The organism is Castellaniella defragrans, assembly GCF_014203015.1.
GTDB lineage: Bacteria > Pseudomonadota > Gammaproteobacteria > Burkholderiales > Burkholderiaceae_B > Castellaniella > Castellaniella defragrans.
Window position 1 is genome coordinate 143,529 of sequence record NZ_JACHIB010000002.1, and the last position, 14,743, is coordinate 158,271.

Here is a 14,743-nt window from a genome sequence, read left to right on the forward strand (position 1 = left end):
CATCATCCGCATCATCCGCATCCATAGGCGCCGTTCGCCCAGGCGAACAGCACGTCGGCCTCCAGCCAGGCGCGGAACAGCCAGCCCAGCGCCCAGGCGCCCGCCCCGGCCAGCAGGACGCGCCCGGGCACGCCGGGCCACGACGCCCTGCTCATGGCCGCACCAGGCGCAGCCCCGGCCCGTCCGACGCCGCCAGAGGGGTGTCGTCGATCAGCCAATGCGCGGCGGCGGCCACGCATCCGATGGCGATCGCGCCGATCCAGAGCCATTCGTAGGAATGCGTGCGGTCGTAAACCCACGCCCCCAGCCACACACCGAAGAAGCCGCCGACCTGATGGCCGAGGAAGACGATGCCGAACAGGGTCGCGACGTAGCGCAGGCCGAACATCCGCAGCACCAGCTCGTTGGTCATCGGCGCGGTGCCCAGCCACAGGAACCCCATGACCAGGGCGAAGGCATAGGCGCTCGCCGCCGTGACCGGCATCGACAGGAACAGCAGCATGGCCGCCACCCTGACCGCGTACAGGCCCGCCAGCAGGTGCTTGATGCGCCAGAGCCCGGCCGATCGGCTGCAGGCATAGGTGCCGAAGATGTTCGCCAGCGCGATCAGGGCCAGGGCCGTGCCGGCCTGCTCCAGGCCCAGCCCATGCTGCAGCAGGTAGGCGGGCAGATAGGCCGCAATGAAGGCCAGTTGGAAACCGCAGGCGAAGAACCCCAGGTTCAGCAGCCAGAAGCCCCGGCGGCGCAAGGCGTCCCGAACGGAAGCGCCGGGCGGACGGCCCGGAAGCCCCGCCTGCTTTTCCAGGACACGGGCACGCAGCGGCAGGGCCAGCGGCAGGCTCGCCAGCACCAGCAGGCCCAGGACGGTCGCGGCGTTCTGCCAACCCGCTCCGGCGAGCAGGTGCTGAACGAAGGGCACCAGGCAGAACTGCCCCAGGCCGCCGATGGCGCCGGCGACGGCCAATGCCCAGCCGCGCCGCCGCGGCTCGAAAATGCGGGACAAGGCGCCGTAGACGGTGCCGAAGGCCGTACCCGACAGAGCGATGCCGATTAACACGCCGTGGCTGGCGATGAAGCCGGCGGGTCCCCCGGCTTGGGCCATCAGATACAGGCCCAGGCCATACGCCAGGATCCCGAGGCACAGCACCCTGCCGGAACCGTAGCGGTCGGCCACCAGGCCGGTCACGGGCTGCGCCAGGCCCCAGACGAGGTTCTGCACAGCCAGGGCCAGGCCGAACGTTTCCAGGGGCCAGCCATGGCTGGACGTCACCGGCTGCATGAACAGGCCCTGCGTATGCCTGATCCCCAGGGACAGGCCCATGAGGACGCCGCCGGAAATGACGATCGCCCAGCGGGATGCGGCGGTCGGGGAAGCGTTGGCGTTCATTAGAAGGCTCCATGGGATCGAAATGCGTGGGCGGTCCGTCCTGCGGCGCGTCAGGCCTGGCCCAGCATCGGGTACAGGGAAGCGAGCAGCAGGACCGCCATCGCCCGGTTGAATCCGCGCTGCCGCGACGGATCGTCGAGCACGCGGCGGATCAGGCTGCCGCAGCCGGCCCAGAGGCCGACGCACGGCAGGTTGATGGCGGCGAACAGCGCGGCGATGACGAACACGTTCGCCAGATGGCCTTGCTGCGGCATATAGGTGCTGACGGCGGCAACGGCCATGGTCCAGGCTTTCGGATTGACCCACTGGAAGGCGGCCGCGCCGAGAAAGCCGAGCGGCGCGCCGGCGCCGCGGCGGCCCTCGCCGGGTGCGGCGGACGACGCGCTTGCGATCCTCCAGGCGAGATAGACCAGGTAGGCCGCCCCCAGATGGCGCAGCCAGCCATGCAGGCCGGGAAAGGTCCTGAACAATGCGCCGAAGCCCAGGCCGATGGACAGCACCATCAGGAAGAAGCCGCCCGTCACGCCCAGCATGTGCGGCAAGGTCCGGCGAAACCCGAAGACGGCGCCGGAAGCCAGCAGCATGGTGTTGTTCGGCCCCGGCGTGATGGAGGAGATCAGGGCGAACAGGGAAAAGGCCAGGAGCAGGTCGGAGGAAGGCAGCATGATCACGTTCTGTTCTGCGGGCGGTCCGGCCCCCACGGGCCGGCAGAACATCTTCACGGATGGCGCCTGTGTATTGAATACACAGTCATCATGAGTTTTTTCGATACACACGGGATAATGAATCCGCTGAATTTCAAAAAATTCCTGGATCTGTATCTTTTCCCCGTACCGGATCGACCCTACAGTGACAGGCGGTCCTGCGAGACCCCATCGCACCGTCCCCGCGATCGATGGGCCCGCCGGGCCGCCCCCGGCGCCGATACCGGAGCGCACCGCATGAAGACAGTCCAATGAGCCGTTATCTCGACCTTGCCGATACCCTGGGCAGCCGCATCGAACAGGGTCTGTACGAAGCCGGCAGCCGCCTGCCCTCCGTACGCGCCCTGAGCACCGAGCACGGCGTCAGCCTGACGACCGTCCAGCAGGCCTACCGCTGGCTGGAAATGTCCGGCCTGGCGCAAGCGCGGCCCCGTTCGGGCTGGTACGTGCCGACGGCCCGCCCGGCGCCCGGACTGCCCAGCATGGGCAAGCCCAACCTGCGGCCGATCGACGTGTCGGACTGGGGGCAGGTCCAGGATCTGCTCGACCTGGAGCGCGAGGGGAAGACGATCCAGCTGGGCCGGGGCATGCCGGACGTGGAAAGCCCCAGCCTGCGGCCCCTGCAGGCGGCGCTCGCGCGGGAAAGCCGCCATGCCGGCATCGCCAGCCTGCACTACAACGACATGCAGGGGGTCCCCGCCCTGCGGGAACAGCTGTCCCGGCTGGCCGTGGACGCGGGCTACCGGGCCGCGCCCGACGCGCTGATCGTCACGACCGGCTGCCAGGAGGCGCTGTCGTGCGCGGTCCGGGCCCTGTGCGCGCCGGGCGACATCGTGGCCGTCGCATCCCCCAGCTACCACGGCATGATGCAGATCCTGAAGGAAGCCGGCGTCCAGGCCTTCGAGATTCCTTCGGACCCGGTCCGGGGCATCAGCCTGGAGGCCCTCGAACTCGCGCTGGAACGCTGGCCCGTCAAGGCCATCCAGGTGATCCCCAACGCCAGCAACCCCCTGGGCTACACCATGCCGGAACACCGCCGGCTGGGCCTGATTCGCCTGGCCCAGCGCTTCGACGTCCCCATCATCGAAGACGACATCTACGGCGACCTGGTCTATGGCTGGCCCCGGCCCCACGCCCTGAAGGCGCTCGACGAGGACGGCCGGGTCCTGCTGTGCAGCTCGTTTTCCAAGACCCTGGCGCCCGGGCTGCGGGTGGGCTGGATCGCGCCGGGACGCTATTTCGACAAGGTGCTGCGCATGAAGTACACCAGTTCCGGCCCGACCGCGCCCCTGCCGCAGATCGCCGTCGCCGAGTTCCTGCGCAAGGGGCACTACCCGGCGCACCTGCGCCGGATGCGGCGCCAGTACCAGCGCCAGCGCGACGTCATGACCGACTGGGTGCAGCGCCATTTTCCCGCAGGAACGCGCATCAGTCATCCGCAGGGCGGCTTCACCCTGTGGATCGAATTGCCGGAATCGTTCGACACGCACGCGCTCGATCCCATGCTGAGGGAAAACGGCATCGTCATCGCGCACGGCAACATCTTCTCGGCAGCCGGCAAATACCGCAACTGCATGCGCCTGAGCCACGCCTCGGTCTTCACCCCGCGCACCGAATGGGCGGTCCGCAGGATCGGCGAGGCCATCGGCGAAATGCTCCGCACGCACCACTGAGGCCCGCCATGCCGGAATCCATCGAAATCCCCGCCACCGACGGCTACACGCTGGGCGGCTGCCAATGGCGCCACGCGCGGACGGCGGGCTCCCCGCCTCCGGTGGCCCTCATCAATCCCGCGACCTCGGTGCGCAGCCGATACTACGCGCGATTCGCCGAGTACCTGCATGCGCAGGGCTGGGACGTCCTGACCTACGACTATCGCGGCATCGGCGAATCGCGCCGCGGCTCCCTGCGCCGCTTCGGGGCCGACTGGATCGACTGGGGGGAACACGATTTCGAAGGCGTGCTGCGCTACGCTGCCCTGAATTTCCCCGGCCAGCCGGTCGATGTGATCGGGCACTCCGTCGGCGGCTTCGTCATCGGCCTGGCGCCATCGGCGCATCGCGTGCGCCGGATCTTCACCATGGGCGCGCAGTTCGCCTACTGGCGGGATTACCAGGCGGAAAAACGGCGCGCCATGTTCCTGAAATGGCATGTCCTGATGCCCCTGCTGGCGACGCTGCTGGGCCACGTCCCGGCCAAGCGGCTGGGCTGGATGGAAGACACGCCCAAAGGCGTGGCGCTGGACTGGGCGCGCATGGCCCCGCGCTTCGAGGACTCGGTCCGCCGAGGCGTCCGGACGGCGGACGGCCTGCCGCAGGCGCTCGAACTGGCCCGCAACTTCAGGACCATCGGCGCGCCGATCCTCGCATTCGGAGTCGAGGACGATCCCTACGGCACCGAGGCGGCGCTGGATCGCCTGCTGCGGTATTACAGCGCCAGCCGGCGCAGCCACCTGCGCCTCAGCCCGCGGGACGTCGGCCTGGACGCGATCGGCCATTTCGCGTTCTTCCACGAGCGCTTCCGCGACGTCCTGTGGCCCTACGCCCTGGAATGGCTGCGCAGCGCGGCCCTGCCGGCAGGACTCCCCGGACGGCTGAAGATCATGCCGCCCGGATACTGAACGCCCTGCCCCCTGCATCACCGGGACGCCTCATCCAAAGCCGGCCCGGGCACACCCACGCCACAGGAGCTCCAGACCATGAACGATCGACATCCGGACGACCGCCGGCCGAACACCCTGCTCATCACCGGCGCCGGCCGCGGCATCGGCGCGGCGACCGCGCTGGCCGCGGCGCGCCTGGGCCACGACATCGTCCTGAACTACGCCCGCGACGAACAGGCGGCCCGCGCCGTGGCGGAGTCCATCCGCGCCATGGGGCGCAGGGCCGCCGTCATCCAGGCCGACGTCGGCCGCAGCGAGGACGTCCGGCGGATGTTCGCCGCGATCGACGCCGAAGCCGGACCGCTCCTCGGCCTGGTCAACAACGCGGGCATCACCGGACCGATCGGACCGTTCATGGACACGACCGAGGCGACCATCGAACGGGTGTTCCGGGTCAACGTGCTGGGGGCCATGCAATGCGCGCGCGAGGCGCTGACCCATTTCAGGCGCCACGGCACGCGCGGCGTGATCGTCAACGTGTCCTCGGTCGCGGCCCGGACGGGCAGTCCCGGCGAGTACGTGCACTACGCCGCCAGCAAGGCCGCACTGGAGGCCTTCACCCTGGGCCTGGCCCGGGAAGCGGCCGCCGAAGGCATCCGGGTCTGCGGCGTGGCCCCGGGCAGCACCCTGACGGACATCCACGCGGCTGCCGGCGAACCGGACCGGCCCGCCCGCGTCGCGCCCCGGATCCCCCTGGGGCGCCTGGCCGAGCCGGCCGAGATCGCGGCAGCCATCGTCTGGCTGGCGTCCCCCGCGGCCTCCTACGTGACGGGCACCACGCTCGCCTGCGCCGGCGGGCTCTAGACCCGCTGCGCCCGACGCCCGGCACCCCGGGACGGGCGCGGCGCGCCCGCCCCGGTCTCGTGTGCGAACGGCCCGTCGCGTGCCGGCGACACGCGGCTCCGCCCGCCTTCGCACCCCTTTCCGTCTTCCCGGTTTTTCTCCTATAATTTACATAGATAGTCTATGTAATTAATTCATCGGAGACCCCTCGGCATGCCGGACCGAACGCCGAACCACCCTGCAGGCGCCGAACTGCTGGACCGCATCGTCCGGCTCAACCGCTGGGTGACGCGCCACACGGCCTGGACCCTGCCGCTGGCCCAGGCGCGCGTCCTGTCGCTCGTCGACGAGCTGGAAACCGCCCGCATCGGCGATCTGGCGCGCGCCGAACGCTGCACCCAGCCCACCATGACCGCGCAGGTGCATCGGCTGCAGGCGCAGGGGCTGGTCAGCCGCGCCCCCGATCCCGAAGACGCCCGGGCCGCGCGGATTTCCCTGACGGAACAGGGCCGGCGCACGCTGGCCGACATCCGCCGGGCCCGCGCCGGCATCGTCGAATCCCTGGTCGAACAGCTGGATGCGGCCGACCGCGCGCGCCTGCACGAGGCGGTGCGGGCGCTGTCGGCGCTGCTGGACGCCGCCTATCGCCAGGAGCCCGGCCGCTGACCGGCCGCCTCCCCCCGGCGGCCGGCCGGTCGCGGACGGCCGCACGCCGGCCGATCGCGCATCGGCCGGACACCCCCATCAACCTCGAGGAACCCCATTCATCATGAACCTGCTGCGACAACCGAAAGCCGTGCTGGCGGTGGCGTTCGCCTGTGTCATCGCCTTCATGGGCATCGGGCTGGTCGATCCCATCCTCAAGCCCATCGCCGACTCCCTGGGCGCCACGCCATCCCAGACCTCGCTGCTCTTCACCAGCTACATGGCCGTCATGGGCCTGGCGATGCTGATCACCAGCGCCGTGTCCAGCCGGCTGGGCGTCAAACCGACCCTGCTGCTCGGGCTGGCGGTCATCATCGCAGGCGCGGGGCTGGCCGGCCTGTCCGATTCGATCCGCGCCATCGTCGGCTACCGCGCCCTCTGGGGCCTGGGCAACGCCCTGTTCGTCGCCACCGCGCTGGCCGCCATCGTCAGCGCCTCGTCGGGCTCGGTGCGCGACGCCATCATCTTCTACGAAGCGGCGCTGGGCGTCGGCATCGCCGCCGGCCCGCTGATCGGCGGGGTGCTGGGCTCGATCTCGTGGCGCGGGCCGTTCTTCGGGGTTTCCGTGCTGATGGCGCTCGCCTTCCTGGTCACCCTCCTGCTGCTGCCGAACGCGGCCGCCCGTCCCAGGCCCAGTTCGCTGCGCGATCCGTTCCGCGCGCTCAGGCACCCGGGCCTGCTGGGCGTGGCCCTGACCGCGCTGTTCTACAACTTCGGCTTCTTCACCCTGCTCGCCTATACCCCGTTTCCGCTGGACATGAGCGCCCAGCAGGTCGGGCTGGTCTTCTTCGGCTGGGGCGCGATGCTGGCCTTCGCCTCGGTGTTTCTGGCACCCCGGCTGCAGGGCGGCTTCGGCACGATCCGCTCGATCCTCATCGCGCTCACGGGCTTCGCTCTGGTGCTGGCCATGATGGCGATCTGGACCGATCACAAGCCGGTCCTGGTGGCCGGCGTGGTCGTGGCCGGCCTGTTCCTGGGGATCAACAATACGCTGGTGACCGAAACCGTGATGAAGGCCGCCCCGGTCGAACGGGGCGTGGCCTCGGCGGCCTACAGCTTCGTGCGTTTCAGCGGCGGCGCGGTCGCCCCCTGGCTGGCGGGCTACCTGGGCGAAACCTTCGGCGACCACGTGCCGTACTGGGTCGGCACCGCCGCCGTGATGCTGGGCGTCCTGGTGCTGGCCGCGAGCCGGCGGCACCTGAGCCACATCGACGAATCGCACACGATCCCCGCGGCCTCCGCGGCCCCCGCCCAGGACGGCGCGGCGGAAACGCGCGACACGTCCATGGCGCGGGCGGCATAGGCGCGGGCGGCATAGGCGCGCGCCGCCGTCTCCTGCGCCTGCCGGCCCCGCACCCGCGGGCCCGGAATGCGCCCGCGCGCCGCGCCGCCGGCCGCTACGAGAGGGACTCGGCCGGCATCCAGTACGCCTCCAGCCCGGTGAGATTCCAGGCGGCCGGATCCTCCGCCTGCAGGATGCGGTCCTCGCATTCCGGCAGGCTCAGGTCGAGGAATTCCTCGGCGCACAGCCTGCGGGTCTGCAGGCAGAAAAAGACCTTGACCTTCGGCCGCAGCAGCGAAGGGGTGTCCGACCCCACCACGACCGCCAGGCGCCGGGATTTCAGCTGCACCAGCGAGCCGATCGGATAGATGCCCACCGTCTTGACGAAGGCCTCGAAGACGGGACGATCGAAATGCCCCGTCCAGCTCGCCATGCGGCGCATGGTCTCGGCGGGATTCCAGGGCTCCTTGTAGGCGCCGCTCGGAGGTCACGGCGTCGTAGACGTCGCACACGGCGCCCATGCGGGCCAGCAGCGGGATGTCCTTGCCGGCGAGCCGGTCGGGATAGCCCGTCCCGTCGAATTTTTCGTGGTGATGCAGCGCGATGGACTGGATCGCCTCGTCCGCCCCGCCCTCGCGCAGCATCGCCGCGCCGAGGAACGCATGGGTCTTCATGATGTCGAACTCGTCGTCCGTCAGCTGGCCGGGCTTGTTCAGGATGCTCAGCGGAATGGCCGCCTTGCCCACGTCGTGCATCAGCCCGCCCAGGCCCGCGTGGCGGGTCAGGATGCCGTCCAGCCGCAGCTGGCGGGACAGCGCCAGCATCAGCGCGCAGACCGCCACCGAATGCAGATAGGTGTAGTTGTCGCGCGTCTTGAGCCGCGCCACGCTGAACAGGGCCTGCGGATGGCGGCCGACCGAATCGGCGATCTGGCGCACCAGCGGCAGGGTGGCCTCCGGGTCGATGGCGCGGCCCATCCGGGCTTCCTCGAACATCCCCATGACCTGATCCTGCGCGGCCAGGCACAGGCGGCGGGCCTGGTCGATCTCTTCTTCCAGGGACACCGCCGTCGGGGAGGGCTCCACCGGAGCGAACCCGTCGCCCTGCCGCGCCTGCGCGTCGCGGCGGGCATTGGCCTGCGCCACGGCCGGATCGGGCGGGCTGCGGCCCTTGTCCGTATCGATCCAGACGCTCTGGATGCCCGCGGCCTGGATGGCTTCCAGATCCTGCTGCCGGCTCAGCAGGAAGCTGCCGCGCCAGAAAGGATGGCGAAACCAGTCTCCCTTCAGCCGGTGGATATACATTCCGAGCCGTAGCTCGGACAGGGAAACACGCTTGATTGGCATGTCTCGCACCCGCAAATCCCGGGCGATCGCTGCGCAATCGGTACCGGTCATCGACATTCTTCTGCATGTAACAGGTAAAGTCCATCGGCACATCCGCCGATTTGTGGTGCCAAAGACTCAGGATCGGCCCTGCTCCGGTCAAAAGACTTGATCCAGATTAAAGGCCCTTCACTCTTCCGGGTCATTCCCTCATGGACGACGCTTTTCTTGCAGGCCCAACTTTAAAATTATCTAACCAATTGAAACATTGCCTGCGCTCCGCCCCGGGGCGCCCCACCGACCGGAACGCCCCCATGAAACAAAGCGCTCTCGACACCGTCCTGAACCGCCTGCGCCTCTGGCAGAAATTCGCCGTGCTGGCGCTCTTCGGCGTGGTGCTGGTCGCCATGCCCTTCATCCTGTACGTGAACGAGTCCGGCAAGACGATCCAGGCCACCCGGCTGGAATCGAGCGGCCTGGAGCCCATGCGCCTGCTGATGAAGGCCCTGCAGCTCACGCAGCAGCACCGCGGCCTGTCGATGATCACGCTCAATGGCGACGCTTCCGCCGAAGCCCGGCGCGCCACCCTGCAGGGCGACGCCGACCGCGCCTTCGAGGCGCTGGACGCCGCGCTGCGCCGGGACGTCCAGGCGCCGGGGCTCCTGAGCGCCTGGCAGGAAGTCCTCCAGGGCTGGAATTCGCTCGAAGGCCAGGTCGCGCGCAAGAGCCTCGCGCCCGCCGACAGCTTCCAGGGCCACGTCGAGCTGATCGGCCGCCTGCTGCGGGTCAAGTCCCTGCTGCTGCAGCACTACGGCCTGAGCTTCGACCCGCAGGCCCAGGGCTATTACCTGGTGGACACGGCGCTGAACCAGGTGCCCATGCTGACCGAGCTGTTCGGCCAGACCCGCGCCATGGGCGCCGGCCTGCTGACGCGCCACGAGGCGTCCGAGGCCGAGCGGCTGCGGATCATGGTGCTGATCAACCGCGCCGAGGAGCACTACATCAGCCTGAACGACGCGCTGGAAAGCGCCGTCCGGCAATACCCCGAGCTCGCCGCCAGCCTGGGCGAGCCCGGCAAGGCGGCGCTGCGTGAAGCCCGCCAGGCCATCGAACTGGCACAGAAGGAAATCATCCAGGCGCAAGCCCCCCGCTACCCGGCCGCCGATTTCTTCGCCCGCTACACGCAGGCCATCGACAGCCAGTACCAGCTCAACCAGGTCGCCCTGGCGCAGCTGGAATCGGTGCTCGACGAGCGCGCCGCAAGCCTGTCCCGCACCCGCATGCTGCTCGGCGGCGGCATCGTGCTGCTCAGCCTGCTGGCGGCGCTGGCCAACTTCCTCATCACCCGCGCGCTGCTGCGCCAGCTGGGCGGCGAGCCGGCCTATGCCACGGCCATCCTCAACCGCATCGCCACCGGCGACCTGGCCGTCCCCATCGAACTGAAGGCCCAGGACCGCACCAGCCTGCTGTTCGCCATGCGGGACATGCGCGACCGCCTGGCCGAGATCGTCAGCAAGGTGCGCGGCGGATCGACCTCCATCGCCTCGGCGTCGAGCCAGATCACCGCGGGCAACCTGGATCTGGCCTCGCGCACCGAGCAGCAGGCCAGTTCCCTGGCCGAGACCGCCGCCACCACGGAACAGATCACCGCCACCGTGCGCCAGAACGCCGACAACGCCCAGCAGGCCAACACCCTGGCCGTCTCGGCGGGCCGCACGGCCACCGAGGGCGGCGCCATCGTCGCCGAGCTGGTCTCCACCATGGGCGAGATCAACGCCCGCGGGCAGCAGGTGGCCGACATCATCGGCGTGATCGACTCCATCGCCTTCCAGACCAACATCCTGGCGCTCAACGCCGCGGTCGAGGCCGCGCGCGCCGGCGAACAGGGCCGCGGCTTCGCCGTGGTGGCCGCCGAAGTACGCGCGCTCGCCCAGCGCTCGGCCGGCGCCGCCAAGGAAATCAAGACCCTCATCGAGACCTCGGTGGAATCCACCGCCAGGGGCAACGAGCAGGCCGCGCGCGCCGGGGCCACGATGCAGCAGATCGTCGACGGCATCCACCGCGTCACCGACATCATGAGCGAGATCAGCGCGGCCAGCCGCGAGCAGACCACCGGCATCGAGGAGATCAATGCCGCCGTCACGCAGATGGACGACGTCACGCGCCAGAACGCCAGCCTGGTGGAAGAATCCGCCGCCGCCGCGGCCAGCCTGCAGGAGCAGGCCGACACCCTGGTCGAACTGGTGGCGTTCTTCCGCCTCGACACGGCGGACCACGCCGACCCGACGGGACAGCCGGGCGGCGCGCACGTCCAGTCGCGCCGCGCCCAGGCGCCCCGGCTGCTGCCCGCCAGATCCTGATCCGGCCCCGTCTCCCCCCGCGGCGCCGCCGCCCCTGTGTCCGACGCGCGACACCCGGGCGGCGGCGTTCGCTTTCAATCTGCTTCAAACCTTAACTTTCAGTCGGGTATTGCCGTAAAATTCCCTGTCCGCCTCCGGACGCCCCCGGCGGCCCCATCCGCCTTCCGGTTCCTTTCGCTGCGCCGCCCGGCCGCGTCCCCATTCCAATGACTTCATCCGAAACCGACTTCCCGCGCGCCCGTTCGTCCTCGTACGGCCGTCAGGCCGACCGCATCATGCTGCCCTTGCTGTGGATCCTGTTCGCCACGGCCCTGGGCCTGGCCCCCTGGCACGATACCTGGCACCTGGCGCTGTGGATCGGCCTGCCGCTGGCCCTGATCCCCACCGCCCTGATCTTCTGGCAGCCCGGCCAGCTGGTCACGCGCCTGGCGGTGGCGACCGCCTTCATGCTGTTCTGCGCGCTGCACATCCACCAGTCCCTGGGCACCATCGAACTGCACTTCGGCATCTTCGTGCTGCTGGCCGTGCTGCTGTGCTACCGCGACATGCGCGTGATCCTGCTGGGCGCCGCCGTGATCGCCGTCCACCACCTCAGCTTCAACTTCCTCCAGGAAGCCGGCTTTCCCACCTACTGCTTCGTCGAACCCGGCCTGGGCCGGGTCATCGCGCACGCCACCTACGTGGTCATCGAAACCGCCGCCCTGTGCTACATCGCCCGCTGGATGCGGCGCGACGCGCGCCAGACGCACGAGCTGACCAGCATGGTCGCCCGGGTCACCGAGGGCGGCCACATCCGCCTCGGCCTGGACGGCCCGGCCCCGGCCAGCCCGATGGGCGTCGCCCTGCACCAGGTGCTGCAGGCCATCGCCGGCGCGGTCGCCCGGGTGCGCGAGAACGCGCTGGCCATCGACCAGTCCCTGGAACGGATCACGGCATCCAACGAAGCCGTCAGCGCCGGCGCCCACGACCAGGCGGCCGCCATCGGCCAGGCGGCCGCATCGATCCAGGCCATCGGCGCTTCCCTGGCCGACGACCAGCAACGCGCCCAGGCGGCGCAGCAGGACGTCGATCAGACCGTCGCGCTGGCCGGCGAAGGCAGCCAGACCATGACGCGCTCGGTCGAAAGCATGCGCGAGATGCGCGCGCTGTCCCAGCGGATCACGGAAATCACCACCCTGATCGACGGCATCGCCTTCCAGACCAACATCCTCGCGCTCAACGCCTCGGTCGAGGCCGCCCGTGCCGGCGAGCACGGCCGGGGCTTCGCCGTGGTGGCCGGCGAGGTCCGCACCCTGGCGCAGCGCAGCGCCGACGCCTCGCGCCAGATCCGCAACCTGATCGACGAATCCGTGCGCCAGGTCGCCGAAGGCACCGACCTCATCGAACACAGCGGCCGCATCATGACGCGGCTGGCCGACGGCATCGGCTCGCTGCACGGCATGCTGGAGCACCTGCGCCAGGCCAACGCCAGCCAGTCCGGACAGATCCAAGACCTGGAGCGAGCCATCGGCAAGATCCAGGACATCGCCCGGGACACCCTGCACCAGGCGCAGGACGCCGGCGCCCTGGTGGGACACCTGGACCAGGGCGCCCGGCGCCTGAACCAGGCGGTCGGGCTGATCTCATGATCCCGCGCCCGCTCCTGCGCCTGTGCGCGCTGATCCTGCCGTGCCTGGCGCTGCTCGCGGCGCCGGCCGCGCGGGCCGCCCTGCCGGCGCCGCCGCCGGCCATGCCCGAAGCCGCCGCGCGGACCGCCCCACCCCCCGCCACGCCCGCCGCCGCACCCGTTCCCCCGCCCGCGGGCTGCGCGGCCGGCAAGGTGCTCAGCTTCGTCGCCCATCCCGACGACGACCTGCTGTTCATGAACCCCGACCAGGACGATGCGATCCGCCAGGGCCGCTGCGTGCACACCGTCTACCTGACGGCCGGCGACCGGGGCGAGGGCCTGGGATACACCCTGGCGCGCGAGCGCGGCATCATGGCCGCCTACGCCGACATGGCCGGCGTGGCGGACGCCTGGAGCACCGACGGCCTGGTGGTCGGCCAGCACACCCTGGTGCGCCACACCCTGCGCGCCAATCCCCGCGTCCAGCTCATCATGCTGCGCCTGCCCGACCCCTGGCTGGGCGAGGGCTGGGGCAGCCTGACGCCCCTGAGCCGGCTGGAATCCGTGCCCCACGCCCGCGTGCGGTCCTACGCCCCCTACCCGGACACCTACACGCGCGGCGAACTGGTCCGCCTGCTGGCCGACCTGATCCGCCAGGAACGCCCGCAGGCCGTCCGCCTGATGGACCCCTCGATCACCATTCCCTACCGGTCGCTGTGCTGGCGCTGCGCCGGGCACGACCATCCCGACCACATCGCCGGCGCCCGGCTGGTCGAGGCCGCCACGGCGCTCGCCCCCGGCGCGTATTCCCGCACGGCCTACCTGAACTATCCCAGCCAGGAGCTCCAGGCCAACCTGGACGCCGCGCAGACGAACCGCAAGACGCGGATCTACCTGCGCTATGCCAAGGACGATCCGCGCACCTGCCCGCCCGGAACCGACTGCTCCCGGCCCCTGGGCCCCGAAGCCGCCTGGGTCGGGCGGCAATACTACGCCCGGAATGCCGCCCAGCCGCTGCAGGCGCGCGCGGTCCAGGCGGCGCGGCCGCGGCCCTAGTCCGCGCCGGCCGGCTTCGCGGACGGGACCGCCGCGGACGCGGCCGCCCGCTGTTCCAGCGCGCGCTCGTCGCGCGCGTCCAGCCCGCCCGCCGCGCGCGCGCGCTCGATCAGTTCGGGCCGGCGTGCCGCCGTCAGCGCCAGGGACCGGTCCCGCCGCCAGACGGCGATGCGGGCATGGTGGCCGGACAGCAGGGCCTCGGGCACGGCCTCGCCGCGCCAGACTTCGGGGCGCGTGTAGTGCGGGCTGTCCAGCAGGCCGCTCAGGGCGGGATTGAAGGAGTCCTGCGCGGCGGACTCGGCATCGTGCAGCACGCCGGGCAGCAGGCGCACCACGCTGTCCATCAGGACCATGGCGCCCAGCTCGCCGCCCGACAGCACGAAATCCCCCAGCGACACTTCCTCGTCCACGCAGCGGTCGATGAAGCGCTGGTCGACGCCTTCGTAGCGGCCGCAGATCAGGATGGCGCCGGTGCCCTGCGCCGCGCGCCGCGCGCGCGCCTGGTCGTGCGTGCGGCCGGCCGGCGACAGCAGCACGACGGGGGCCGGCGCGTCCGCGGCATCGGCGCCCGCCCGCAGGCGGGCCGCGCGGGCGGCCTCGACGGCCAGCGCCAGGGGCTCGGCCAGCATCACCATGCCCGGGCCGCCGCCGTAGGGGCGGTCGTCCACCGTGCGGTGCACGTCGGTCGTGAAGTCGCGCGGATTCCAGGTCTCCAGGGACCAGAGGCCCCGGGCGTGCGCGCGGCCGCTGACCCCGTGGTCGCGCACGGCGGCGAACATCTCGGGAAACAGCGTGATCAGGTCAAATCGCATCGCACGATCCGGGGGAGGAGAACGGGAAAAGGAAGGCGGGGCGCGGCCCGGGCGGAGGCAT

The 14,743-nt window shown here is 70.6% G+C and carries 12 protein-coding genes and 1 pseudogene; 8 read left to right on the top strand and 5 right to left on the bottom strand.

Annotation, left to right across the window (positions count from 1 at the left end; genetic code table 11):
• Positions 1-11: 11 nt before the first annotated feature.
• The 3 genes from HNR28_RS01870 to HNR28_RS01880 are packed head-to-tail and all read right to left on the bottom strand — an operon-like array spanning position 12 to position 2,052.
• On the bottom strand, positions 12-155 hold the full coding sequence (locus tag HNR28_RS01870; protein ID WP_158386285.1) for a hypothetical protein: 144 nt from the start codon (positions 153-155) through the stop codon (positions 12-14).
• On the bottom strand, positions 152-1,387 hold the full coding sequence (locus tag HNR28_RS01875; RefSeq protein ID WP_052355801.1) for an MFS transporter: 1,236 nt from the start codon (positions 1,385-1,387) through the stop codon (positions 152-154). The genes HNR28_RS01870 and HNR28_RS01875 overlap by 4 nt, the downstream gene beginning before the upstream one ends.
• Positions 1,388-1,437: 50 nt before the next feature.
• Entirely contained in the window at positions 1,438-2,052 is a 615-nt protein-coding gene (locus tag HNR28_RS01880) for a LysE family translocator (RefSeq protein WP_043686936.1), read from the bottom strand.
• Between the two features lie 290 nt (positions 2,053-2,342).
• Between HNR28_RS01880 and HNR28_RS01885 the strand changes: the two genes are divergently transcribed.
• The 5 genes from HNR28_RS01885 to HNR28_RS01905 all read left to right on the top strand — a co-directional run bounded on the left by HNR28_RS01885 (position 2,343) and on the right by HNR28_RS01905 (position 7,544).
• The gene (locus HNR28_RS01885; protein WP_043683065.1) at positions 2,343-3,764 is read left to right on the top strand and encodes an aminotransferase-like domain-containing protein; all 1,422 of its coding nucleotides are present in this window, start codon (positions 2,343-2,345) and stop codon (positions 3,762-3,764) included.
• 8 nt (positions 3,765-3,772) lie between these two features.
• Entirely contained in the window at positions 3,773-4,711 is a 939-nt protein-coding gene (locus tag HNR28_RS01890) for an alpha/beta hydrolase family protein (RefSeq protein WP_043683068.1), read from the top strand.
• Positions 4,712-4,789: 78 nt separating this feature from the next.
• The gene (locus HNR28_RS01895; RefSeq protein ID WP_052355802.1) at positions 4,790-5,557 is read left to right on the top strand and encodes an SDR family NAD(P)-dependent oxidoreductase; all 768 of its coding nucleotides are present in this window, start codon (positions 4,790-4,792) and stop codon (positions 5,555-5,557) included.
• Positions 5,558-5,749: 192 nt separating this feature from the next.
• Positions 5,750-6,202, top strand: a complete 453-nt coding sequence (locus tag HNR28_RS01900; protein WP_043683071.1) for a MarR family winged helix-turn-helix transcriptional regulator — start codon at positions 5,750-5,752, stop codon at positions 6,200-6,202.
• A gap of 103 nt (positions 6,203-6,305) precedes the next feature.
• Entirely contained in the window at positions 6,306-7,544 is a 1,239-nt protein-coding gene (locus HNR28_RS01905; RefSeq protein ID WP_211369322.1) for an MFS transporter, read from the top strand.
• 509 nt (positions 7,545-8,053) lie between these two features.
• Here HNR28_RS01905 and HNR28_RS18225 read toward each other — a convergent pair.
• Positions 8,054-8,962, bottom strand: a pseudogene (locus tag HNR28_RS18225) (HD-GYP domain-containing protein); the annotation flags it as partial.
• 200 nt (positions 8,963-9,162) lie between these two features.
• Between HNR28_RS18225 and HNR28_RS18640 the strand changes: the two are divergent.
• The 3 genes from HNR28_RS18640 to HNR28_RS01925 all read left to right on the top strand — a co-directional run bounded on the left by HNR28_RS18640 (position 9,163) and on the right by HNR28_RS01925 (position 13,870).
• Positions 9,163-11,208, top strand: a complete 2,046-nt coding sequence (locus HNR28_RS18640; protein ID WP_170288489.1) for a methyl-accepting chemotaxis protein — start codon at positions 9,163-9,165, stop codon at positions 11,206-11,208.
• Positions 11,209-11,414: 206 nt separating this feature from the next.
• A complete protein-coding gene (locus HNR28_RS01920) occupies positions 11,415-12,836 on the top strand; it encodes a methyl-accepting chemotaxis protein (RefSeq protein ID WP_084330654.1) in 1,422 nt (473 codons plus the stop codon).
• Positions 12,833-13,870, top strand: a complete 1,038-nt coding sequence (locus tag HNR28_RS01925; protein WP_052355804.1) for a PIG-L family deacetylase — start codon at positions 12,833-12,835, stop codon at positions 13,868-13,870. The genes HNR28_RS01920 and HNR28_RS01925 overlap by 4 nt, the downstream gene beginning before the upstream one ends.
• Here the strand turns inward: HNR28_RS01925 and trmD are convergent.
• Complete coding sequence (gene trmD, locus HNR28_RS01930) at positions 13,867-14,682, bottom strand: tRNA (guanosine(37)-N1)-methyltransferase TrmD (RefSeq protein ID WP_052355805.1); 816 nt, start codon at positions 14,680-14,682, stop codon at positions 13,867-13,869. The two genes, HNR28_RS01925 and trmD, sit on opposite strands and share 4 nt — an antisense overlap.
• Positions 14,683-14,743 lie beyond the last annotated feature (61 nt).